This window comes from Arthrobacter sp. 05T444, assembly GCF_056395905.1.
Map to the genome: position 1 here is coordinate 181,594 of NZ_JBFTKK010000006.1, position 23,442 is coordinate 205,035.

16 protein-coding genes and 1 pseudogene are annotated in these 23,442 nt (G+C 61.0%); 5 read left to right on the plus strand and 12 right to left on the minus strand.

The annotated features are described in order from the left end of the window. The first annotated feature begins 671 nt into the window (after nt 1-671). Both AC1DD3_RS08285 and AC1DD3_RS08290 read left to right on the plus strand, forming a co-directional pair. The gene (locus AC1DD3_RS08285; protein WP_476881397.1) at nt 672-2,495 is read left to right on the plus strand and encodes a glycoside hydrolase family 15 protein; all 1,824 of its coding nucleotides are present in this window, start codon (nt 672-674) and stop codon (nt 2,493-2,495) included. Between the two features lie 274 nt (nt 2,496-2,769). Further along, entirely contained in the window at nt 2,770-3,183 is a 414-nt protein-coding gene (locus AC1DD3_RS08290) for a hypothetical protein (RefSeq protein ID WP_230120454.1), read from the plus strand. A gap of 39 nt (nt 3,184-3,222) precedes the next feature. Here AC1DD3_RS08290 and AC1DD3_RS08295 read toward each other — a convergent pair whose 3' ends face one another. The 3 genes from AC1DD3_RS08295 to AC1DD3_RS08305 form a co-directional block, all read right to left on the minus strand. After that, nucleotides 3,223-3,900, minus strand: coding sequence for a response regulator transcription factor (locus tag AC1DD3_RS08295; protein WP_230120455.1), 678 nt, complete (start codon nt 3,898-3,900; stop codon nt 3,223-3,225). After that, nucleotides 3,897-5,405 (minus strand): sensor histidine kinase, encoded by a 1,509-nt coding sequence (locus AC1DD3_RS08300; protein ID WP_230120457.1) that lies wholly within the window; start codon nt 5,403-5,405, stop codon nt 3,897-3,899. Before AC1DD3_RS08300 ends, AC1DD3_RS08295 begins: the two co-directional genes overlap by 4 nt. Before the next feature lie 628 nt (nt 5,406-6,033). Continuing rightward, complete coding sequence (locus AC1DD3_RS08305; RefSeq protein WP_476881398.1) at nt 6,034-10,020, minus strand: nSTAND1 domain-containing NTPase; 3,987 nt, start codon at nt 10,018-10,020, stop codon at nt 6,034-6,036. A gap of 516 nt (nt 10,021-10,536) precedes the next feature. Between AC1DD3_RS08305 and AC1DD3_RS08310 the strand changes: the two genes are divergently transcribed. Together AC1DD3_RS08310 and AC1DD3_RS08315 are read left to right on the plus strand one after the other, a co-directional pair. Continuing rightward, nucleotides 10,537-11,706 carry a patatin-like phospholipase family protein gene (locus tag AC1DD3_RS08310; protein WP_230119604.1) on the plus strand — a complete coding sequence of 390 codons (1,170 nt, stop codon included), beginning with the start codon at nt 10,537-10,539 and terminating at the stop codon, nt 11,704-11,706. A gap of 18 nt (nt 11,707-11,724) precedes the next feature. Continuing rightward, the gene (locus AC1DD3_RS08315; protein ID WP_230119605.1) at nt 11,725-12,114 is read left to right on the plus strand and encodes a hypothetical protein; all 390 of its coding nucleotides are present in this window, start codon (nt 11,725-11,727) and stop codon (nt 12,112-12,114) included. Between the two features lie 316 nt (nt 12,115-12,430). On the opposite strand, the gene AC1DD3_RS08320 is transcribed toward AC1DD3_RS08315, so the two are convergent. The 4 genes from AC1DD3_RS08320 to AC1DD3_RS08335 form a co-directional block, all read right to left on the minus strand. Next, nucleotides 12,431-13,204 (minus strand): hypothetical protein, encoded by a 774-nt coding sequence (locus AC1DD3_RS08320; protein WP_230119606.1) that lies wholly within the window; start codon nt 13,202-13,204, stop codon nt 12,431-12,433. A gap of 907 nt (nt 13,205-14,111) precedes the next feature. Then, on the minus strand, nt 14,112-14,369 hold the full coding sequence (locus AC1DD3_RS08325) for a GNAT family N-acetyltransferase (protein WP_354962164.1): 258 nt from the start codon (nt 14,367-14,369) through the stop codon (nt 14,112-14,114). Nucleotides 14,370-14,600: 231 nt separating this feature from the next. After that, complete coding sequence (locus tag AC1DD3_RS08330) at nt 14,601-14,909, minus strand: hypothetical protein (protein WP_230119608.1); 309 nt, start codon at nt 14,907-14,909, stop codon at nt 14,601-14,603. Nucleotides 14,910-15,509: 600 nt separating this feature from the next. Further along, nucleotides 15,510-15,875, minus strand: coding sequence for a WD40 repeat domain-containing protein (locus AC1DD3_RS08335; RefSeq protein ID WP_354962162.1), 366 nt, complete (start codon nt 15,873-15,875; stop codon nt 15,510-15,512). 152 nt (nt 15,876-16,027) lie between these two features. Between AC1DD3_RS08335 and AC1DD3_RS08340 the strand changes: the two genes are divergently transcribed. Then, nucleotides 16,028-16,537 carry a hypothetical protein gene (locus tag AC1DD3_RS08340; protein WP_230119609.1) on the plus strand — a complete coding sequence of 170 codons (510 nt, stop codon included), beginning with the start codon at nt 16,028-16,030 and terminating at the stop codon, nt 16,535-16,537. Between the two features lie 437 nt (nt 16,538-16,974). Here AC1DD3_RS08340 and AC1DD3_RS08345 read toward each other — a convergent pair. From AC1DD3_RS08345 to nrdE, 5 genes and pseudogenes are all read right to left on the minus strand, one after another. Further along, nucleotides 16,975-17,713 (minus strand): annotated as a pseudogene (locus tag AC1DD3_RS08345) (IS3 family transposase); the annotation flags it as partial. 477 nt (nt 17,714-18,190) lie between these two features. Then, nucleotides 18,191-18,778: a hypothetical protein gene (locus AC1DD3_RS08350; RefSeq protein WP_230119610.1), complete on the minus strand. Its 588-nt coding sequence runs from the start codon at nt 18,776-18,778 to the stop codon at nt 18,191-18,193. A gap of 466 nt (nt 18,779-19,244) precedes the next feature. Continuing rightward, a complete protein-coding gene (locus AC1DD3_RS08355; protein WP_230119611.1) occupies nt 19,245-19,652 on the minus strand; it encodes a hypothetical protein in 408 nt (135 codons plus the stop codon). Between the two features lie 547 nt (nt 19,653-20,199). Continuing rightward, a complete protein-coding gene (gene nrdF / locus AC1DD3_RS08360; RefSeq protein ID WP_024368367.1) occupies nt 20,200-21,174 on the minus strand; it encodes a class 1b ribonucleoside-diphosphate reductase subunit beta in 975 nt (324 codons plus the stop codon). A gap of 90 nt (nt 21,175-21,264) precedes the next feature. Continuing rightward, complete coding sequence (gene nrdE, locus AC1DD3_RS08365) at nt 21,265-23,430, minus strand: class 1b ribonucleoside-diphosphate reductase subunit alpha (RefSeq protein WP_476881399.1); 2,166 nt, start codon at nt 23,428-23,430, stop codon at nt 21,265-21,267. Nucleotides 23,431-23,442: the final 12 nt, after the last annotated feature.

Consider the following 23,442-nt stretch of genomic DNA (forward strand, 5'->3'; position numbering starts at 1 on the left):
TAATTGGAAGTTTGTGGCGCCGCTTCCACGTGTTTGCCGGCCGGGCGCGTGCTCCAACTTTCTAGGCTGTTTTCCGCGCCGTAGGTCAAGCACGGAGCAGTTCCGGCTCCACAGGTCCCATTGCCGTAAAGGGCAGTAGCTGGCGCCATTCCGAGCTTCTGACCCTCAGGATGGGGCGCCTGGCATCGGCGTGGGTGCCCTCGTTGTTTCAAACCTGTCGCCGCAGAGCGTCCAGTCGACTAACGTGTTGGGCCTGGCGCGGTAGCGCTTATCTCGGATCTCCTGCAGCCTTGCCGCTCGCGCCTTCTTGGGCGCCTGCCCTACCTTGATCTCGTCCCGGACGTCCGCTCGGATGGCGCGGCCCAGCCGCCGCCTCTGCCGCTTGTTGTCCATACAGACTGACTCCAGGCTGGGGGCGGATCTTCATGTTTACTACTGGAGCGGTTTCTGCCGATAACCCGAGACTATGAGCATGATGTAAGCAGCAGGTGCCTTCACCAGTTCGAAGAGGAGCGGCCTGGCGGCACCGCGGGCGGACACCGCTGCTCACGGGCCCCGAAGCGCAATCCGAAACGGTCGGCCCGCATGCAACTTGCATCTCTACAATGAGTCGAGCTTTTATGTCTGCAACCGTGCTGCGACGCGCTGTTGGATGTGGTTGAGTTAGGAACATGACCTCACGGATCGAGGACTACGGTTTTTTATCAGACCTTCGCACCGGCGCCTTGATCTCACGCGAAGGCAGTATCGACTGGCTCTGTCTGCCACGGTTCGACTCTGAATCGGTTTTCGGAGCCTTGGTTGGGACCAACGATCATGGTCGTTGGCTACTCGCACCAGCTCATGAGGACGGGCTAATCTCCCGTATTGCCGAAGTAGACCGCCGGTACAGGCCCTCCACTTTCATATTGGAGACGCGTTGGAGGACCGGAAGCGGGGAAGTCCTAGTCACTGAATTCATGCCGATCGGTGGAAGAGGCAATTCTTTGATCCGCAGGATACAAGGGGTCACTGGGCAGGTCCTGATGCGCCAAGAATTGGAGCTGCGGTTCGGCTACGGAAAAATCGTGCCCTGGGTCCGTCGGATTCAAGACGACGACGGAGAGGCGTTGCTAGCGGTCGCCGGCCCGCAGGCTGTGATGCTACGAGCGGATGGTCTCCCCCAGGCCGGGCCTGATTATTCGCACGTAGGTGAGTTCAAGGTGGAAGCCGGCCAGACTTTCGACCTGCAACTTCATTCATTTTCATCCCATAGTATGCCGCCGCCGGCACTCGACGTCGGCCGGGCGCTGAAAGCCACCAGCAGGTACTGGACAAGCTGGTCGAGCAATTACCTTCCCCAAGGGAACTATGACACGGAAGTAGAACGCTCACTGCTCGTCTTGCGCGCACTAACTCACGAGAAGACCGGCGGAATTGTGGCCGCACCCACCACCTCGCTGCCGGAACAGTTCGGTGGCGAACGTAACTGGGATTATCGCTATTGTTGGCTCCGGGACGCCGCCCTAACGTTGGAAGCCATGATGACCCATGGCTTCCAACAGGAGGCTCTGTACTGGAGGAACTGGCTTCTTCGGGCTATCGCCGGCGATCCCCATGATCTGCAAATCATGTATGGAATAGCCGGTGAGCGCGAACTGCACGAGCGCGTCCTGAGTCACTTGCCGGGCTATAACGGCTCCGCCCCTGTGCGGGTTGGTAACGGTGCTGTCGACCAATACCAAGGTGACGTTGTGGGTGAAGTCATGGTTGCGCTGGCAAAGCTCCGCAACCAAGGCGTGCATGAAGACCACTTCTCCTGGCCTCTCCAACGAAACATCCTTCTCTTCGTAGAGAACAACATCGAACGCAAGGACCACGGTATCTGGGAGATGCGGGGCGAGAAACGGGACTTCACTCATTCCCGTGTGATGATGTGGGCCGCAATGGAGTGCGGAGTGCGAGCTGTCCAGGAATACGGTCTTGACGGTCCGGTCGGGCGATGGGCGGAGATCAGGGACGGGCTCCGCACCGAAATCTTGGAGCAAGGTTTCAACAGTACAATTAACTCGTTTACCCAGACGTATGGGGGCACAGAGGTAGACGCATCCCTTCTTGTTCTGCCACAGGTGGGCTTTCTGGCTTACGACGACGAAAGAATTCTCGGGACGGTGTCCCGTCTGGAACGTGACCTGCTTGACGAGGCCGGCCTGCTGATGCGCTACCGCACGGAAGCCTGCCTGGACGGTCTCGAGCCGGGGGAACACCCCTTCATGGCGTGCTCTTTCTGGCTGGTAGAGCAGTATGCGCGGACGGGCCGGATTGCTGAAGCGAAGACGCTTATGGACAGGCTCATCGGCTACGGGAATGACTTGGGGTTATTGAGCGAGGAATACGACACAAGCAGCCACCGCATGGCAGGTAATTATCCGCAGGCGTTCTCACACCTCACCCTGATAAGGGCTGCCGATGCTCTCAACGGTGCAGCGCGCGATGCAAAAACCGCGACCGGCTAGGCACTCGGCCGGTTCGGCACCGCAGGTTGAAGGGACAAACTGCTGGCGGCGGGATCACGAGTGCCTTCTACCACGGGTGTGACACCTGCCTGGGCCCGTTCGGGAGGGGGGCGGCGACGCTAGAGACAGACATGCGTCGTCTGTCTCCGGCCAGAATGCGTGCTGGCACGGATGCTGGACCCGTACGCGCGAAGCAGTATGGACTTAAGCCAGGCGGCACAGATCAACCTACAAGTTCCGTTGCCACCCCTCAGCAGTCCTAAGGAGTACGTCAATGTTGTCCACGCCTGAATCGGTGAGCACCATCCACCGAGCACATCGCACGGGGGCAGAGGACCCCGCCCAGCTCTTGGATCGTCACTGGACCAGAACACAGCTTCAGGCTGCAGCAGAAATGGACAGGAAGGTCCAGAGGCATCCGGAGCACATGCTCGCGCGCCTGGCACTGGCCAATCAGGGGAATACGTTGAGCCTGGAACGCATCAGGGCGAGCGTAGCGCGGTCGCTGGGAGGGACATCGGGCACGCACTACATCGTTGCCGCACTGCATTTGGCCCATCTTGCGCTCGCCTTTCCACAGACGCTGTCCGCAACCCAGCGGGCGCTCCTCCTAGCCCCGCTGGAGGCAGCCGAGATGGCCAGTGCGGCAACCAACGACGCGTCAGCGGAGGCAGCGATAGCTGCCTAACCATGCCGCACATCGGGCAGGAACCGCGGCCCCGGCCGGCTATCCAGAAATCCGGCCCGATCCGACTCCTCGAAGGTACGTGAGGACGGCAAGCACACGTCTGTGGTCCTCGGGCTCGGGCCTCAACTCGAGCTTAAGGAAAATGCTCCGAATATGGGCCTCTACGGTCCGCTCACCTAAGAAGAGCGACTTCCCTATTGCCTGGTTGGTGCGCCCTTCGGCCATTAACTCAAGGACGCTCTTCTCCCGGCTCGTAAGGTCGTCGCCTCGATCGTGACCTTTATGTGGACGGGCCACCAGTCGTGTAACAAGCTCCGGATCGATGGCCGTTCCCCCCGCAGCAACGCGATGCAGGGCGTCAATGAATTCGTCAACATCTGACACCCGCTCTTTAAGCAGGTAGCCCAAGCCTTTGGCCCCATTCTTCAATAGGGACATCGCGTTTTCCGTTTCCACATACTGGGACAGTAGGAGAACGCCGATCTCGGGGTGTCTGCTTTTTATGGTTTCGGCGGCCTGGATGCCTTCAACGGTGTAACTGGGTGGCATCCGGATGTCCACCACAGCTACGTCGGCCCCACGTTTGTCAATCGCTTCCAGCAGATGCGGGCCATCGGCAGCCTCAGCTACGACTTCTAGACCTTCGGACTGCAACAGGGCGGACAATCCCCGGCGCAGTAATGCCGAGTCTTCAGCGATGGCAACACGCAGCGTCATGGCAGGTCGCCTTCCGGGTCCGTGGAGAAGGGAAGGACGACAAGTATCGTCGTCCCTCTGCCTTCAGGGCTGTCGATGGACAATAGGCCTCCCAGTGCCGCTGCTCGGTCCGCAATCCCCAGCAGCCCGCCGTCGGGTCCCGGCAGGGCACCACCAATTCCGTTGTCTACGATCTCGATTCGCAACTCCTTTTCGTTTCCGTCGATGCAGATTCGCACCCAGGCCGCCCTGGCGTGCTTCGTAGCGTTGGTGACGGCTTCTGCGCAGATGAAGTAGGCAGCCAGCTCCACGTGAGCCGGAAGCCCATTGTTCGTCCTGAGATCCAGTTCCATGGGCAGCGACGATCGCTCCGCTAACGCGGTCAGGGAGCCAGCCAGTCCCCTCTCCCGAAGCGAGGGGGGGTACACGCCTCTCGCCAATTCGCGCAACTCGTCCAGTGCATCCAAAAGCTCGGCCCTTGCCTGCCCGACTAGGCTTTGTACCTCCAGCGAATCCGTCGTACGCTGGGCCCGCGCCAGCTCCATCGACACGGCGACCAGGCGTTGCTGAGCTCCGTCGTGAAGATCCCGTTCAAGCTGACGACGCCGGGAGTCGCCAGCCGTTACGATTCGCTCCCTGGAGCGACGGACCTCAATGAGTTGGTCCCGGAGCTGTTGCTCCATCTGCTGGTTTTCCAAGGCCAGCGACGTTGCGCCGCGCACGGCGGCCAACAATTGCGGCTGGTCCTGGAGGGCTTCGTCAAAAACCAGGGCCCCTACTGGTGTTCCGTGGCGTTCCAAGACCATGGAGGCGCGTCCGGTTGAACCATCCGGCAACGTCTGGGGAACTCCCTTGCTGTCAACAAAGGACGCCTGATCGGGCCACCAACGCAGCAAAGTGAGGGTGGGGTCGTGGACTGATCGCCGAAGCGCGCCGATTAGTCTGTCGCTAACCGGGGCTGAGCCGACTTCCACCATGAGATCACCCAATGTGCCACGCGCGAAACGGTAGCGCCACAGACCAAATAATACGGCCAGCGGCACAATTGAGGTCGCGGGATATTGCCAGAGCAACGCTTCTGAGGACAGAGATCCAGACAGTTGGATCACGGCGAGGGACACCCACACGGTGGCCGCTGTTTTTACGATTACGGCAAGCCATAGCGGCAGGAATGCCGAACGGTAGGCCTTTGTCCCCGCGCGCCAACGGGCGATCAGGACCGTTACGATCGCGACTCCCACCGAGATCTGCAATATGCGGATTGCGTTCCCGAGCGCGGTCATGAGGGACGGGCTGTCCCAAAGAAGCAACAGATTGCGGGACGTGGACTCCCCCGCCGTGACATGGAGGCGAGGATCGAAGAAGGCCCAGCCTGGTACGGGGGCAAACAGCCAAGAAGTGTAGAAGAACGCTACGGCAGTTTTTTCAGCTCGACTGCGCAGCGTTCCTGACGGAAAGCTGAGCGCCAACTGCAGCAAGGGAGGCTGATACATCAGCGTAAGCGTTACACCGAGCGTAAACGCCACCGGGTCGCTGGAACGGCGAATCCCGGACGCCAGCCAAAGCCAACCCGCCACAACCAACAGCAGCCCCGGATTCCGGGAAGGCCGGCTCCGCCACGCCGTCACACCAGCCAGAACGAATGCTAAGCCCACGCCCAAGAACAGTGTCAGTTCAAAAACTGTAAACGGAGTCCGGTTCGGATTCTCCCCCCACCGGAGTACCCCTTGGGCATTTAAACCTAGGGTTCGAGCAGGGTCCTGTAGGGCTGTGGGTGACCAATCGACGCAGACCAAGACTAGGATTACGAAGCCCGTCGTCACCCCGATTACAGAAGTGAGTTGTCGCGTAGTCATTTGCACTTCCGTCCCAAGCCAGCCCTTGGGTCAATTTGGCAAGGCCCTCTGCTGGCCAGAGGGCGGAAGGAGTCGCCATTCGCCGTACCAAGGCCCGGGCCACCACGCACATCCTCGTGATGAAGTGGAGCCTGCAATGCAATCTGCTCCTCAACTTGACCCACAGCATCTTTCATACTCGGAGTCGTGCCTCCGTTGTAGCACTGTGCATCGGCCAGAGCAATATGGGCGGATATTCCGCTTATACCTTCGCCCTCTGACCACGTTCTGCCCAGGGTGAATTTGCTTCCGCCTGGTTTCAATCTTGGCTTGGGGTAGTCTTTTTCCGACGGTTGCCTGGCGTGTCCGGAGGAACGGTAAGGCCGGGGCAGACCTCGATGTAGTCGATGCCCGGAGACACCCACTCACGCCACTGTTTGTGGCTGATGTTCTGGGAAAGTTTGGTACACAATGTGTCGGACGGGGTCTGGGGTGCGGGCCACAGCCTCACTGTGCTGTCGTCGCTCCCGGAGGCGACTCGGCGGCCGTCGGGGCTAAACGCCACGCTGTACACCGGGCCCTCGTGTCCGGTCATCGGTCCAACGAGGGGCTGACCCGTTTCCGCGTCCCATAGCCGCACCGTGCCGTCGTTACCCCCCGTGCTGATGCGGAGCCCGTCCGGGCTAAACGCCACGCTGTACACCCCATTCAAGTGCCCGGTCATCGGCTTACCAAGGGACTGGCCCGTTTCCGCGTCCCAACGCTCCACTGTGCCATCGGTACTGCCGGAAACGATCCGGTGCCCGTCGGGGCTGAACGCAACACTCGTCACCGCATCCYTGTGTCCGGTCAACGGCTCGCCGAAGGCCCGGCCCGTCTCCGCCTCCCAACGCCTTATCGTGCCATCGGTACTGCCGGAAACGATCCGGTGCCCATCGGGGCTGAACGCAACACTCGTCACCGCATCCCTGTGTCCGGTCAACGGTTTGCCAAGGGCCCGGCCCGTCTCCGCCTCCCAACGCCTTATCGTGCCATCGGTACTGCCGGAAACGATCCGGTGCCCGTCGGGGCTGAACGCGACACTCGTCACCGCATCCCTGTGCCCGGTCAACGGTTTGCCGAGGGCCCGGCCCGTCTCCGGGTCCCACACCCGAACCGTGCCGTCATTAGCCCCCGAAAGAATCCGGTGGCCGTCGGGGCTGAACGCGACACTCGTCACCGCACCACGCTTGTTTCCGGTCATCGGCTCGCCGAGGGCCCGGCCCGTCGCAGCGTCCCACAGCCGCAATATGCCGTCATTAGCCCCCGAAAGGATCCGGCGGCCGTCGGGGCTGAACGCGACACTCGTCACCGCACCACGCTTGTTTCCGGTCATCGGCTTGCCGAGGGCCCGGCCGGTCTCCGGGTCCCACACCCTAACCGTGCCGTCATTACCCCCCGAAAGGATCCGGCGCCCGTCGGGGCCGAACGCGACACTCGTCACCGCATCCTTGTGTCCGGTCATCGGCTCGCCGAGAGCCCCGCCCGTCGCAGCATCCCACACCCGAACCGTGCCGTCATTACCCCCCGAAAGGATCCGGCGCCCGTCGGGGCCGAACACGACACTCGTCACCACCCCCGTGTGTCCGGTCATCGGCTCCCCGAGAGCCCGGCCCGTCGCAGCATCCCACTCCCGAACCGTGCCGTCATTACCCCCCGAAAGGATCCGGCCCCCGTCGGGGCCGAACGCGACACTCGTCACCACCCCCGTGTGTCCGGTCATCGGCTCCCCGAGAGCCCGGCCCGTCGCAGCATCCCACAGCCGCAATGTGCCGTCATTACCCCCCGAAAGGATCCGGCGCCCGTCGGGGCCGAACGCGACACTCGTCACCACCCCCGTGTGTCCGGTCATCGGCTCCCCGAGAGCCCGGCCCGTCGCAGCATCCCACAGCCGCAATGTGCCGTCGGCACCGCTGGCGACTATCCGGTTGCCGTCCGGGCTGAACGCTGTACTACTGATTTTGGTCGCCGTTTCTATGATTTTTTGCAGTTCACGGTTCATATTAACGGCGCTTAGTAATGCGCTTTCGCCTCCCGCTGTCGAGGCAATCGCTTGCGCGGCGAGGATGCGCTTTAGACCGTTTGCATCGCCGCCGCCGCGGGTCCCTTCGAGCATGGACAGCCCTTCCGATACAAGCCGAAGAGCAGTGGCCTCGCGGTCGCGCGCGGTGGCCTCGCGCTCTGCAAAGGAGGCCCACACGAAGCCAGCCGCGGCGACCATGGTGATAACGACCGCTGATGATAGGACGATCTTGAGTATGCGAGATCGTTTCCGTAAATCCGCGGCGTGCGTTGCGGCCACTTCCTGCTTGTCGCGGGCCGCCCGTAATTCGGCATCCTGCCGTTTCTTCTCAGTTGCGAGCCGTTCCTCTTCCCGGCTTCGGGAGGCGCGGAGGAACTCGCGGGCAGGGTCCAGCCGTTCCCGGAATCCTGGTCTTCCGAAGAGTGTCTCGGCACGAGTCAGCCTTTCTCCTTCGAAGAGCCACGCCTCATTGCGGCCGCTGCGTTCCCAAGCGGCTGCGGCGCGTTCGAGGTTGTCGGCCTCCTTGAGGTCCTCCTGCTCGCTGGCCAGCCACCCGGCCAGATCCTGCCATTGGCGCAGCAGGCTCTCCAGAGCTACTTCGATCACGGTCTCCCCGAGGCGCTCGTCCCCGACCAACAAACGCCGGGCCACCATGGCATCTATGAGTGGCCGGGCGTCGTTCGGTAGATCGGACAGGCGGGCGATCCGGCGAACCGGCTGGTCGTTGTCTGGGTTGATGGTCGCCAGCCAGGGAATGAACGCAGATTTCAGCAGCTCCAGCTGGCCCCGCCGCACTGCAGGGCCCGGCGACAGCAGGGTGTCGATCTCGTGTTGCACCACCTGCTGCATTCCACCCATCGCATGGTATTCGGCAAGACGGAGATCCCCGTCGCCGCCGTAGTCCTGGTACAGGCGTGCCAGGGTCAGCGAGAGCAACGGAAGGGTGTCCGCGCCCTGAATGCTTTCTTCCAGCAGCCGGTCCACTAAAACAGTCTCTACTTCCAGTGGTCTCCCCGCGCCGGTGGCACGGGCTGCCGGGCCAAGGATGACCTCCCTAAACCGTGCGACCGGCATAGGTTTGAGCTCGTCGAAGACGACGCTCTTAAGCCCGGCCAGCTCAGGTGCGGTCTGCAATGGTTCGTAGAAGTCCGAACGGACCGTTGCGGCAACAATTAACGCCGGCACGGTCCCGACTTCGTGGTCCAGCAGACCGGCAAGCAGATCAAGGAACCGGTGCGCCTGGGGGCCGGCATCGGCACTGAAGAGCTCCTCGGCCTGGTCCAGCGGTAGGACCAGGGTGGGCGGCGACGCCCCGACCGGCACCTCCAGCAGCCGTTCGGCGGCCGCCTGCCGGGCTTCGGCCAGCCACTCCTTCAGTTGTGCCGTGTCGACGCGAGTGCACGCATCCTTGATAGCTCCCAGGGTGGGGGTGTCCAGTCCCAGACGGATGCGACTGGCATGGACCGCGCAGGCGAGGCCGCGGTCCCCGGTGAGCGGGTTGCGCTCGGGGCGCACGGTGTTCAGCACCAGGAACTGCCGGTCCTCACGCCGCAGCCGCGGCACCAGCCCCGCCCGCAGGAACGAGGACTTGCCCGCACCCGACGGACCCAGGATCACGAACAGCGACTCGACACCGGAGCTGCGCATGGTGCGCAGTGCATCCAAACCGCGCACGATCTGTCCGTCCCGGCCGAAGAATACCGCCGCGTCGGCTTCCTCGAACGGTTCCCACCCCCGAAAGGGGGACCGCCCAGCATCCTGCGGCGGCGGCCAGGCGAAGTGCTCGGCCCCGATCCCTGCACGGCGCAGCCCCTGGTGCAGCCGCCGGAGGCCGTCCGTGAGAAAAACAACAGGACTGCATTGACCGTCAATTGGAATTTCGGTGGTGGGTCCGTTGCCGAAGAGGTCGCAGCGCTGCCATTCGCCGGTGACGCCTTCCTCCTCCAGAGGCTCTAGCCGGGCACACAGAATCAGCTTTCCCAGATTCTCCGCGGTCCGGTACTCGGCCATGCATTCGCGGGAGGCCTCCCAGCTGGCAGAGAGCAGGCAGATCACCACCTCGCACCGCTCATTGGCCCGGAGCAGGGCCTCCTTCCACCGCTCACCGGGCGAAATACCCGTCACTGGATCAAGGTCCAGGAATATCTCGTCCGCAAGACCAGGGTCCTGCCGCACCAACCACCGCTTTAACGCAACCGCCTGCCAAGTGTCCCGGCTGGAATGACTCAAGAAAACACGTGACATGCCTGCACCGTAATCCACTGCTGTAAAGACGAACGGCTTCGCATCAGAAACGTCCTATGATCCGGCCGGCACCGCTGTAGAACCACACGCCGACGAGGTTGGCGCCGGCCGCCTTGTGCTGCGTACACACTGTCTCCTGCCCGTGGAAGCGAATCACCCAGCCACCCGAAGTTCACTGCCGCAGCTCCGCGGCCCCTCGGGCCAGCCTCCGTCCCGTCGGTCCGAATATCAACGATCCGGCGGCTGCCTATAGTCAATAGTCCTCCCCGCGTGTCACGCGCTTCAAGGGTCATGGATCCGCACAATGGAGCATCTCCGGACGCCAAAGTACGCTTCCAATTGGAAGGACCGGGGCCGGCTTCGTGGAGTCTAGCCTGTAACGAACGCACCTTCGCGGATCGGCAGCCCCAGCCCTGAGGACGGTTTCCGCCCGATGGTCAAGCGCACGGCCCTGACTACCAAACCGTGTCCAGCTAGCATGGTGTTACGCAGCTCGACATGAGAAGAGGCGTCCAGATGCCTTATCGCATACTGAACCGGGACGAGCACTTCCGCTGTGATGGCAGGCCCAAGCGCATTCTTGCACTTGACGGTGGCGGGTTGCGGGGCGTGTTGAGCCTCGGAATACTGGAAAAGATAGAGGACCTCTTGCGGGAACGCCACGGCAGCGGTGATGACTTTCGTCTTTGCCATTACTTTGACCTGATAGCGGGCACGTCCACCGGGGCGATCATCGCGGCGGCTCTCGCCCAGGGCTTGAGCGTCGGCGAACTCACTGAGAAGTATTTCAGCCTCGGGTGGCGGGTGTTTGAGAAAAGCCGGTTGCGCCAAGTTCTTCTCCGCGCCAGGTACGACGAGCAGGCCCTGGTTGCGGAGTTGAAGGATGTCTTCGGTACGGACACCACCTTGGGCGGCTCCGAGCTGCTGACCGGATTACTGGTGGTCATCAAGCGCTTGGACAGCGGCAGTCCGTGGCCGGTGAGTAACAATCCCAGCGGCAAGTATTTTGTTGCCGGGGCCAGCGGCAGGATGGGTAACCGGGACTATCCTCTCTGGCAGGTTGTCCGGGCCTCCACGGCTGCGCCGTCCTTTTTCGAACCGGAAACCATCACCATCACGGGCGGACGCAATGTGAGCCCGGTGACCGGCAGCTTCGTCGACGGTGGTGTCAGTCCCTTCAACAATCCTGCCCTGCAGGCGCTCATGTACGCCTCTTTGGAGGGCTACCGCGTGGGCTGGGAGACCGGTGCCGAGAAGCTGCTGCTGGTATCGGTCGGCACAGGCGCGGCGGATCCTGCCGTCAGCCAGGCAAAGCTGACCGCAAGTCACGCCGTGCGGGCGCTGAAGTCCGTGCTGCAGGACTGTGCCGTGCTGCAGGAGACGATGCTGCAGTGGATGTCCGCCAGCCCTACCGCGAGGATGATCGACCGGGAATTGGGGGAGCTGGAGGGTGATCTTCTAAACGGTGCCCCGTTGATGAGTTACCTGCGTTATAACGTGGACCTGCGTCCGGCGAGTGTCCGCAGCCTGGACGGAACCCTTGCCGCAATGGACATCGTCACCTCGCTGAGCGCCATGGATGTCCCCGGAAATATGGAGGTCCTCCACCGGCTGGGCAGGCTGGCCGCGGCACGGGATATGCGGGAAACTGATTTTGGTGGGGTTTTTGACCTGCCGCAGGCGTGAACGGAAAGGGGACTTTTTATGAGGGAGCTCCGTCGCTACAGGCGCCTTCCGGACCAGTACGTGGTCGCCATTCCTTTGCGCCTGGACACCGAAGGATTCAGCTACCGCAAGTGGGGCGGCGAACAGCAGTGCAAACCCGGGGACTGGCTGGTGGACGACGACGGCGACATCCACACAGTCGACGCTGATGTCTTCGCCGCCACCTACCTCCAGCTCCATCGGGGTGCTTATGTGAAATGCACCCCGGTCTGGGCTGAGGCTGCCCCGGAAGCCGGCAGCGTGGTGACCAAGGAAGGCCGCACACACTACAACAGGGGCGACGTCGTCGTGTTCAACAACGAAGACGGCACCGATGGCTACGCGATGACCGCCGAAAGATTCGAATCACACTACGAACCCGACGAATAGGGAGTTCCCTGGCTGGAGTTCCCGCACTCCGCTCCTGTTTGCATGTCACACCGCACGACGCCTAATCCGGTTAAGTCGGCGAGGACGCCCTAGGCTCCATCCGTGGTGCCTCACGTCAAGATGCTCGTGAAACGGTTGTGCGTGCCTCACGTATTTTTGCTCGCGTGGGAGACGGGCGCATCGCCTGGGTCTTGTCGGCGGCGGGTTGATGAGCTGGAGCTGGATGTCCGTGATTCCGCGGGTGAGATTGGCGGGATTTGTTGCGTTGAATAGGGCCTCGAGTTCGGCGGCTTTCCCTGGTGTGAGCACACCGGAGTCAGTGACCCGCTGGTAGGGGGTTCGGGGCCGATCGTAGCTGCGGGTCTTGTGCCCGTTCCGGTTCTCCCTCCAGCCGGCGGCCTTCTTCGTGGCGGTGAACATGTTGAACCGGATCCGCACCAGGGCGTAGAGCTCGTTCAGGAGCTGCAGTTCCAGGGTGGTGTCGTACCGGTAGTGGAAGGCGTGCCGGCGCACGATGCCCCCATTTTTTCTGCTCCACATGGGCGTTGTCGTTGGACTTGTAGGGCCTGGCCCGGGTGAAGTAGATGTCCCGTGCCGTTGCCCAGCCGACGATGGCATGGTTGATGAACTCCCCGCCGTTATCGGTGTCCAGGCCTGTGAGCGGGAACGGCAGACGGTCCGCGATCGTTGCCCCGGAGACGGCCATCAGCTGGTCCGGGACTCCGGGGCTGAACCGCACGTTCTTCAGCTCACCGCAGGCCTCCAGCTTCGGCAGCCACAGTCCCATCGTCGCCGCGAGATACTTGCCCGAGGGTATGCCGGCCAGCCGCCAAACCCTGATCAGCGCCGTCAGCGTGTCATATCCATAGGTCCGGGGCCGAGGCTTCCGCCGCGCCTTCCGGACCGGAGTCTTACGCTTCAGCGCCGTGGACAGGGCGCGGCGGGCATTGGCCCGGGACCAGCCAGTGACAGCGACGAGATCATCCAGAATCTGCCCCTTGCCTTTTTCGTCGCCCGCGCATACTCCCCCGCGGACGCCCTGGTGATCTCCCTGCGCGCTGACAACGACAACCCCTGGCCCATCCATCATGGTCCCAGCAGCACCCGGAGCCGGACCCGTTTCGCGAGCATTTCCAAAATGAGGCACGCACCCCATTTCGCGAGCACTATTCGTGAGTCTCGTCGAGGGCTATCGCCGGCGACCCGCAAGAATTAAAATCATGTATGGAGTTTCTGGTGAGCGTGAGCTGCCTCGTAGGGAAATCACCTGAAACCCAGGAACTCCGTTAGGCTGCTGGGATTCCTCTATGGAAAAGCTGCAGGCGTCTAGTCCTCTGAGTTCATCCTTCGACAGATCGACGAATCGGGATTGGTGCCTACAATCAATCTGTTCCGCCAAGCGCTCGGAATTGCGGGCCAGTTGCGCTCCTGCAAAGCTCTAATCAAGCCAGAGAGCGCCACGGGCTTTTGCGCGGCTGTTTGATGCACCGCGGCGTGGATGCGGGCACGTCCTTTTCCGGCTCCCGCGGAGAACACACCCCGGCCCCGTCGGAAAGCGTTTTATCCCCCGCGTTTCTGGCGATATTTCAACGCCGATAACCGGCGTTCCAGTAGTTCAAAACTTTGCAGAATCTGTAATTGCGATGAATCGGCAGGGTACCGACGGGGTTGCCAAACGCTCTGGCACTTGGAACGCCCAGCATCTCCAGCCGCTCACCGTCCCATAACTTCGAGCACGTCGAACACGGTTCGGAGCAGCGGCGGGGCGACGCTGCATGCCGTGATCCAAAGTCCCGCGACCTGGATCCGGGTGCCTTGCCAGTGCCTTGTTCGTTCACCTGAGACCACCTGCTCCTTCGACTGCGGTGACCGAGGATCTGGAAGGTTGTTGCGCTTGCGACTTCCAGGGCCGAAATGAGTGCAGGAATGTGTACAGTCGTCTCAAAACTAGGCTTTGCAGTCGCAACTTGCGTCTCTCTGGCTTCGGACAATATGTATCAGCGGCTCATCTGGATTAGAGGAATTCCTTCCCAGTCTTCGACGACCTTTCTCGTACCATTGGGGCTAAAGCCGTTACGTCGATAAAACGCTTGGGCTCGCGGGTTGTCTTGGGCCACCCACAGCATCGCATTTTCCGTGCCAATGGTGGCCTCCAGGAGCCGTTGTCCGAGCCCAGAACCGTGATAAGCGGAGAGTAGATAGATGCCCCAGAGCTCGGTGACTGAGCTTGTGCCGGGGGTATGGAGCCAGAAAATCCGATCAGGCGTCCGTCATGCACGGCGACCCAATGCCGGGCAGCATGTGGTCCCGTGAGAATTTGGGACCACTGCGCAATGCGGTCCGCGGGGTTCTGCTGCTCGAAGAAGTTTGCCGACAGCAGGCCAGCATACGCTTCGCGCCGGCACCGGGGGTGAAGGTCCCCGAGCTCTTCGGCATCGCCGGGTTCTGCATGGCGTAAGTCCAATTCTGTTTCCATCGACTAATTTCTATCGGCCGATGTTCTTTATTTCAAGGTGTTTCGTCATGGCGTCTGCAGCATCGTTCCACCGTGTTGCGAGGGCCTGCGGGCTCAATGGCTGAAACAGGCTGTTCAGGACCTTCTCGACCGCGTCATACGCGGCATCCCTGACCCGCTCCTGCGCGGCCAGGCTGCAGGAGCCCGGCATGGTGTTTGATGCCGGGGTTCTAGGCTGTCGAACCCTCGCCGCGTTGACTGTGGCGGACCCGGGGCTGGTGGGGATGGCGAGAGCTGGTCCGCCGGGGAGGCCTGGGGCATCGCCGGCGCCGCGAAACATGATGCTTATCATTTTTGATGTTCCCGTGACTAGAAAGGGTCGGTTCCTGATTGATTGGAAATGGATAAACCTCGAGGGCCCAAGTTCCGGTTCCGGATCCGTGTAACCCCGTAGCTCTATGTTGCGTCCGCGTTGGAATTGGGCACTACCGTGCCAGCACGCTTTTCCGAGAAGCAGGGTCCCTGCAAGCGCCCGGCGGTAGTGTTCCTCAAGCAATCACGATGAGGTTTCGGGGCGACTTGAACTGGTCATTGCAGTGCGGTGCTCAGGTGGACCATTTACAGCATGGGAAGGCTCTCGTTTCCCCTGCCGGTGGAGGTTGCAGGCGTACCGGCCGTGATAGGAGGGGCCGGGCAGCGCGTGTGGTTCCCTGTTGCTGAGACAGTCTTTTTGAAGCGCTGCAGTGCTACGAAAATTGGGACATTCGTCGCGCCCCATGTGAGGTGATTGGGCCCCCTTACTTTCCTGCATTCCTCAGGATATTCCTGCCGATACCTACCGCTGGGGCAGCCCGGTTTCCGCGACATGACTGGCCGTCGTGCTGCCAGCAGGAACGGCCATGCTCGGGCAAACCTCGATGAAATCGATGCCCGGTGAGACTCACTCACGCCACTGTTCGTGGCTGATGTTCAGGGTGAGCTTTGCACATAGCACGTCTGGCCAGACTGGGGGCCCTGGCCACAGCCGGACGGTGCCGTCGGCACTGGCGGAGGCAATCCGGTTCCCATCGGGGCTAAACGCCACACTGACCACCCTGTTCTTATGTCCAATCAGCGGTTCGCCGATCGGTCGGCCGGTTGGCCGAGGGGCTGGCCAGTCTCCACGTCCCACTGCCCAGCTCGTCAATAGGGTTGTGCACGACAGGGGCGGATTCGGAACACCGTCGCCGCGGGGCGTTTCCGGGGAGCCTGCTTCTCGGAAACCGTGCTGGCACGGAAGTGCCCAATTCCCACGCCGACGCAACATGGAGTTACCGGATTAAACGAATCCGGAAACGGAACTTGGGCCTCTCGAGGTTTATCCAATTCCAACCAATTAGGACCGACACGGCTGCTGCCATCGCTATGTGACACATGAGCCAAGGACGTCCACCCGATCATCACCCAGGAGCGTTAATCATGTTTTCCAAAGGAACACCAACAAAAGAATCCCGCACTGCACGCCGGAAAATTGCTCTCATAGCCGCGGCTTCGCTCGCACTGACAACCGTTCCCTTCGCCTTGGCCGCCCCGGCCCAGGCAGCCACCACCAAAACTGTCTGCACGGTCAAAGCACTGAAGCCCGAATTCGCTGGATACACCATTTACAAGGTCACGAAGGTCAACTACAAGATAAAGGTGTACTGCGAGAAGGCCCGGGACGTGAACATCAAGCAAGAACGTTGGGAAGATGACTACACGTATTGGCCCCCCTTCGACGGCAACGATTTCTTGGGTGCATCGTCATGGAAATACCATGTTGGGGCCGGCAAGACGCTGATCATCAACAACGTCCGCACGCTCGTCAACGGGGAGCCCGGAAACGAGGAAGTCTTCCACAAGGCTGCCATCCAGGAAGGCTCGAGAGACCTTGACATCTGGACGGATTGGTCCAAGTGGAGCGTCAGCGCCAACCTCTCGATTTCGTAAATGCCTCACAGCACGGCGGTCTGGTGGCTGGGATTGTAGGTCGTCTCGGTTGGCTTGCCGGTGGAACCAAGCGGCCAACTGACCTTCGCGGGATTCGGGAATAGATCACGCTGTCTGTGACAGTTTGAGGTTTCGTTTGGTTGGTTGATCCAGGTTTTCTTGGGCGCGGGAATAAGAAAGAAGAGGGGCGGTCCACCAGGACCGCCCCTCTTCGGCCTATCTGGTCTGAGAATACGACAACAACTGGTCAATCCATCCCTTGGAACGCGCCAAACCACCGAGGACCTTCATCCGCTTGATCTGGGCCCCCGACCTGCGGAGACCGCGGTCAGACGCTCAGAGGATTCCGAAGCGGAGCTCATCGTCGAAGTCTTCACCCCGGCCCTAATCGTTCGACAGTTCAAGGCACTGGTTTGGCCCCGTTAGCAGTCCAGCGCCTATGCGATAGCTAATTGGTTTTCTTGCGTCCAGGTTTCCCAGTCGCGTTTCGGTGTCATGCCGTCCAGGGATCCGTGGGGCCGTTCATGATTGTAGATAGCTTTCCATTCCTCGGCCAAATACTTCGCTTCGGACATGGTGTCCATGATTTCTCCGGAGAGTTGTTCCCTTCTGAATTGGGCGTTGAAGGACTCGATGAAGCCGTTCTGGCAGGGTGCCGCGTCGATGAATGCGGTGTCGACCCCGGCGGTATTGCACCACTCGAGTAGCGCGGGCGGCAGTGAATTCCGGCCCGTTGTCACACATGACGTAGGTCGGAGCGGTGCCGGTTTCGTCGATGACGTCCTCCAGCACCGCGACCACGTCCGAGGCCTTGAAAGGCCGGCACGGAATGATGGCCAGCGCGGTGCGCGTGTATTCGTCGATGACGTTGAAGGACCGGATGTGCCAGCCGCAGGAGGTCACGTCGGACTGGAAGTCGAAGCTGACCACATGCATCGGATACTCGGCTATGAGCCGTTTCTGCTCCCCGGCGGGCCCGGTGCGGCGCTTCTTCCGCGCCCTGGGTTTACAGGCCAGCCCTTCATCGCGCCAGAGCCGGCGCACGCGCTTCCTGTTCAGCACCACGCCGTCCCACTCGGACTGGGCCAGCAGGTGCCAGCGGGCCTTCCGCCAGCCCCAGGCGGGGTGTTTCCCTGCGATAGCACGGAGGGCTGCCCGGAGATGGGCTTCCTCGAAGCCCGAGGAGTGCGTGTAGCTACATGCGCCATCGTTGCCACATATTCCTTTGCCAGCTGCTCTGGCTGGAAGGAACTCGATCGAACACGCTTGGCCTCAACAAGGACAAAAGAGCCTGGAGAAGTGATGAGAGCGTCTGGCTGCACCACCAGCTGGTTAGTTCCTGACCGGTTCGGCGCGAGCGTCATATCCCTTGGCAGGAATCGAAGTTCAGCTTCTTCGATCTCATTGACCAGCACATTCCTGGCGTGGTCGGCGCCTTTGTTGGACGACACGAGGCCAGCTCCACGCGCAGGAACAGGCGGGCGTCGAACAAGCCCTTGCCTACGCCGGCGGCCGGCTGGTCAAAAGGGCTCGTGCCCGGTTCTTTCATCGGCACGCAGGTTTTCGGAGCGCATCAAGCTTCCTGCGAGTCACCTTTATCGATAGTCAAATCTCGAATTCACCAAATTCACCTTGGATGAGGGGCAAGCGTTTTCAAAAGGCAGTGACGTCCGGAATTACGCAGCTAATGGCTCGGCGAAGTCGGTCGTCACGCGTACTCTGAATAGCGCGCGTAGTCCAAGCACTGAACACCTCGACCTTCCAGTTGCGGAGGTGGGACGATGCCAGTGCCAAAAGGGGCTTCTTGCGATCGTAAACCGCCAGCAGAGCGGCGAGGTCACCGGCGCTAACAGCGGCGGCTATCTTCGTTTCTATATCGGAGGCGAGCTCGGAGACGTCCAGCTCGCCCGTCCGGGCGGCGTAACTGGTAGTGAGGTCCGCGATCGACTTGTCCGCTGAGAAGTCAATCTGCTTGAGCATTCTGTCGATGCGTCGACGGCAATAGCTCAGGACAACCTCACTCACGTTTTTCTCGATCGTTGCATCGGCGAGGATTGCTGCCTTTAGCTCAGCGAGTTTCGTTTCTAACTCATTCCCTTCGAGGTCGTTCATCTCTAGGATCGCGCGCGAGACAGTAGGGAGCAGGAGAAGGTTCTCGATCTCCGCCACGGGCAGTATTTGGATGCCGTGGGCAGCGAGATTCGCACGGTCGCTTTCGTCGTGGCCGTCCGCGTCAACCATCCAGCGCACTGGATTCGGGTGAACGCTGCATTGCGCCGCATGGTGACGACCGAGTGAATCACGCCTTCGCAACCGCCGCGAGGCACGACCGTCCAGGCGGGATAACAAGCGCGGTAGAAGGCAAGGTCGAGGCTGCCCTGTTCGCCTTCGACGAAAAGGATCGGTTTGCGGCTGCCAAGAATCAATGGCACGAGATCCTCGCTGAAGCCTGCCGCCTCGGGCACGTTTTCGATGACCCAACCGGTAGTGGGTGCATAGCTCCGCACTACGTGCTTCTTGCCGGCGCGCGATGCTGCGAACTCTAAATCGTGCGTGATCAGGAGAAAGGCACAATCTGGACGCGCGGCTTCCAATTCGTCCCAAAGACGGCCGAGGATGGAGCGGTGAACGTGAATCTCGGGCTCGTCCATGATGAAGACTGAGCTGTGGTCGGCGACCAGCGTTTGGCCGAGCATATAAAAACCGCTTATTCGCCGTCACTCATTTCAGTGACGCTGTAAGGCTCGCCGACTGTCTCGTCTGTAACGGGAGAAACCGTGATGTGGTCAGCCTTGATGTATAACTCGCGGTTTGGCAACACCCAATGGAAAATCGCTTTCAACTTGCGCATCAAAGTATCGCCGCTTGCGATCGGAACGCCATCCGCAGCGGCATTGTAGGCGCTAACAGCCGTATTCGCTTGCTCTCCGAAGAGCACTTGAAGTAGGGCGCCTGCATCGTTAAGTATGAAGCGAGGTTGAGCTCGGCCCCATCGTTGGTTGTCACGCGCTACTTCTAGGCTGCCATATTCGCTCGGTTTAGCGTATCCGTAACGGAGCTGACCTCGGGCAGCCTCCTCGCTGATTTTTTCGATTGACGGATCAATCGCTAGCATCCGCTGCGCCGAGATACGGTGCCTAGTGACCCCGAGCTGCCGTTCGCACTCAACCGCCAATTTTGTTTTACCGGACCTGTTGGCGCCAACGATAACTGTAGATAGACCTGCTCGAAACTCAATCGGCGTCAACGCGCCTGGAACTGATATGTCAGTGGGGAGCGGCAACGCTTTCTCCTAAAAGTGGCTTTTCGCCGTGTGGCCGGGGCGTGGTGTGTCGGTGCCCGGTAGAGTCGACGTTTCCAATGATGGAAGTTGCTACACTGGCCGCCCGAAGGACTCAATGCGTCCTACGCAACCTTCAACGCCCTTGGCCTGACCACAGTCTGCCACCGCGCGCAGCCTGCTCGAAGCGAACGAATTCGGACCCCAACTACACTCCCGATTGCGATGAGCCAGTTATCCGGTGAATCGCTAACTAGCTTCCGGTCTCACGCCTAATTGGAAGTCTTCCAACTAGGCGACGAGTTTCTTCCAAATAGGAAGCGATTCTTCCAATTAGGTCGACATCTCACAGCTTAGGTCGACATCTCACAGCAGAAGAAGACTAGAAGTCCCAGTCGTCATCCTCAGTGTTGACGGCCTTGCCAATGACATAAGACGAACCCGAACCCGAGAAGAAGTCGTGGTTCTCGTCCGCGTTCGGCGACAGCGCGGAGAGGATGGCCGGGTTCACGTCGGTGACGGAAGCCGGGAACATGGCCTCGTAGCCCAGGTTCATCAGCGCCTTGTTGGCGTTGTAGTGCAGGAACTTCTTGACGTCCTCGGCCAGGCCGACGGAGTCGTAGAGATCGTGTGTGTACTGGACTTCGTTTTCGTACAGCTCGAAGAGCAGCTCGAAGGTGTAGTCCTTGATCTCCTGCTTGCGCTCTTCGGACAGGCCCTCGAGGCCCTTCTGGAACTTGTAGCCGATGTAGTAGCCGTGCACGGCCTCATCGCGGATGATCAGGCGGATCAGGTCGGCCGTGTTGGTCAGCTTGGCCCGTGAGGACCAGTACATCGGCAGATAGAAGCCCGAGTAGAACAGGAAGCTCTCCAGCAGCGTGGAGGCCACCTTACGCTTCAGCGGATCGTCGCCCTGGTAGTAGTCCATGACGATCTGGGCCTTCTTCTGAAGGTTTACGTTTTCGGTGGACCAACGGAACGCCTCGTCGATCTCCTTGGTAGAGGCCAGTGTGGAGAAGATGGAGGAGTAGCTCTTCGCGTGCACGGACTCCATGAAGGCGATGTTCGTGTAGACGGCCTCTTCGTGCGGGGTGATCGCGTCCGGGATCAGGCTGACGGCCCCGACGGTGCCCTGGATGGTGTCCAGCAGGGTAAGGCCGGTAAACACGCGCATGGTGAGCTGCTGCTCGTCTGGGGTCAGCGTCGCCCACGACTGGACGTCGTTGGACAGCGGGATCTTCTCCGGGAGCCAGAAGTTGTTGACCAGGCGGTTCCAGACGTCCACGTCTTTGTCGTCCTGGATGCGGTTCCAGTTGATCGCCTCGACGTGGCTAAGCAGCTTGACCTTTTCGGTCATGTCATCCCCTAAAAGTTGGGTTCTTCGTTAAGTTAAGCGTACGACGGCGGGCGGCTGCCCGCCGTCGTACTGTCACAATTTAGTTGAATCTTAAAGCATGCAGCTGACGCAGCCATCCACCTCGGTCCCTTCCAGCGCGAGCTGGCGGAGACGAATGTAGTAGATGGTCTTGATGCCCTTTTTCCAGGCGTAGATCTGGGCCTTGTTGATGTCGCGCGTAGTGGCGGTGTCCTTGAAGAACAGCGTCAAGGACAGGCCCTGGTCCACGTGCTGCGTGGCAGCGGCGTAGGTGTCGATGACCTTCTCGTAGCCGATCTCGTACGCGTCCTGGTAGTACTCCAGGTTGTCGTTCGTCAGGTACGGCGCCGGGTAGTACACGCGGCCCAGCTTGCCTTCCTTGCGGATCTCGATCTTGGACGCCACCGGGTGGATCGAGGAGGTGGAGTTGTTGATGTAGGAGATCGAGCCCGTCGGCGGGACGGCCTGCAGGTTCTGGTTGTAGATGCCGTGCTCCATGACGGAAGCCTTCAGCTCGCGCCAGTCATCCTGGGTGGGGATGTGGATGTTCTTGAACAGTTCCGCGACCTTGGCGGTCTGCGGGACCCATTCCTGGTTCGTGTACTTGTCGAAGAACTCGCCGGAGGCGTACTTGGACTTCTCGAACCCGCCGAACGTCTGGCCCGTCTGGATGGACAGCTTATTCGAGGCACGGACCGCGTGGTACACCACCGAGTAGAAGTAGATGTTGGTGAAGTCCAGGCCCTCTTCGGAACCGTAGTGAACCCGCTCGCGGGCCAGGTAGCCGTGCAGGTTCATCTGGCCCAGGCCGATGGCGTGGCTCTGGTCGTTGCCGCGGGCGATGGACGGAACCGACGTGATGTTGGACATGTCCGAAACAGCCGAGAGCGAGCGGATGGCCGTCTCGATGGTCAGGCCGAAGTCCGGCGAATCCATGGTCTTCGCGATGTTCAGCGACCCCAGGTTGCAGGAGATGTCCTTGCCGGTCTCGTCGTAGGACAGGTCGTCATGGTACGTCGTGGGCTGCGAAACCTGGAGGATCTCGGAGCACAGGTTGGACATGATGATCTTGCCGTCGATCGGGTTTTCCCGGTTCACGGTGTCCTCGAACATGATGTACGGGTAGCCGGATTCGAACTGGATCTCGGCGAGGGTCTGGAAGAACTCTCGGGCCTTGATCTTGGTCTTCTTGATCCGGGAATCGTCCACCATCTCGTAGTACTTCTCGGTGACCGAGACGTCGGAGAACGGCATCCCGTAGACCCGTTCGACGTCGTACGGCGAGAACAGGTACATGTCCTCGTCCTTCTTGGCCAGCTCGAAGGTGATGTCCGGGATCACGACGCCGAGCGAGAGGGTCTTGATGCGGATCTTCTCGTCCGCGTTCTCGCGCTTGGTGTCCAGGAACCGGTAGATGTCCGGGTGGTGGGCGTGCAGGTACACGGCGCCGGCACCCTGGCGCGCACCGAGCTGGTTGGCGTAGGAGAAGCTGTCTTCGAGGAGCTTCATCACGGGGATGACGCCGGAGGACTGGTTCTCGATCTGCTTGATGGGCGCGCCAACCTCGCGGATGTTGGTCAGCGCGAACGCCACGCCGCCGCCGCGCTTGGACAGCTGCAGGGCCGAGTTGATGGAGCGGCCGATCGACTCCATGTTGTCTTCGATGCGGAGCAGGAAGCAGGAGACCAGCTCGCCGCGCTGGCGCTTACCGGCGTTCAGGAACGTGGGGGTGGCCGGCTGGAAGCGGCCCTCGATGATCTCGTCAACCATCTGCAGCGCCAGCTGCTCGTCGCCGCGGGCCAGGTGCAGGGCCACCATGCAAACGCGGTCCTCGTAGCGCTCGAGGAAACGCTTGCCGTCGAACGTCTTCAGCGTGTAGGACGTGTAGAACTTGAACGCGCCCAGGAAGGTCTCGAAGCGGAACTTCTTCTTGTACGCGCGGTTGTAGAGCTCACGGATGAAGTTCATCGTGTACTGGTCGAGAGTCTCGCGCTCGTAGTACTGGTTCTTCACCAGGTAGTCGAGCTTCTCCTCGAGGTCATGGAAGAAGACCGTGTTGTTATTCACGTGCTGCAGGAAGTACTGGTGGGCGGCCTCACGGTCCGCCTCGAACTGGATCTCGCCGTTGGGACCGTACAGGTTCAGCATGGCGTTGAGCTCGTGGTAGCCCAGGCCCTTGTAGGCGGCGGGCAGTGCCGGCTTCTCCTGCTGTTCAACCGCACCGGCGACCGAATCCATGGGCGTGTCCCT

Excerpts from the sequence above, each read along its gene's own strand:
- AC1DD3_RS08285 (WP_476881397.1), top strand. The coding sequence starts at position 672 with ATGACCTCACGGATCGAGGACTACGGTTTTTTATCAGACCTTCGCACC.
- AC1DD3_RS08290 (WP_230120454.1), top strand. The coding sequence starts at position 2,770 with ATGTTGTCCACGCCTGAATCGGTGAGCACCATCCACCGAGCACATCGC.
- AC1DD3_RS08295 (WP_230120455.1), bottom strand. The coding sequence starts at position 3,900 with ATGACGCTGCGTGTTGCCATCGCTGAAGACTCGGCATTACTGCGCCGG.
- AC1DD3_RS08310 (WP_230119604.1), top strand. The coding sequence starts at position 10,537 with ATGCCTTATCGCATACTGAACCGGGACGAGCACTTCCGCTGTGATGGC.
- AC1DD3_RS08315 (WP_230119605.1), top strand. The coding sequence starts at position 11,725 with ATGAGGGAGCTCCGTCGCTACAGGCGCCTTCCGGACCAGTACGTGGTC.
- AC1DD3_RS08320 (WP_230119606.1), bottom strand. The coding sequence starts at position 13,204 with ATGATGGATGGGCCAGGGGTTGTCGTTGTCAGCGCGCAGGGAGATCAC.
- AC1DD3_RS08330 (WP_230119608.1), bottom strand. The coding sequence starts at position 14,909 with ATGTTTCGCGGCGCCGGCGATGCCCCAGGCCTCCCCGGCGGACCAGCT.
- AC1DD3_RS08335 (WP_354962162.1), bottom strand. The coding sequence starts at position 15,875 with ATGTTGCGTCGGCGTGGGAATTGGGCACTTCCGTGCCAGCACGGTTTC.
- AC1DD3_RS08340 (WP_230119609.1), top strand. The coding sequence starts at position 16,028 with ATGTTTTCCAAAGGAACACCAACAAAAGAATCCCGCACTGCACGCCGG.
- AC1DD3_RS08350 (WP_230119610.1), bottom strand. The coding sequence starts at position 18,778 with ATGGTTGACGCGGACGGCCACGACGAAAGCGACCGTGCGAATCTCGCT.
- AC1DD3_RS08355 (WP_230119611.1), bottom strand. The coding sequence starts at position 19,652 with ATGCTAGCGATTGATCCGTCAATCGAAAAAATCAGCGAGGAGGCTGCC.
- nrdF (WP_024368367.1), bottom strand. The coding sequence starts at position 21,174 with ATGACCGAAAAGGTCAAGCTGCTTAGCCACGTCGAGGCGATCAACTGG.
- nrdE (WP_476881399.1), bottom strand. The coding sequence starts at position 23,430 with ATGGATTCGGTCGCCGGTGCGGTTGAACAGCAGGAGAAGCCGGCACTG.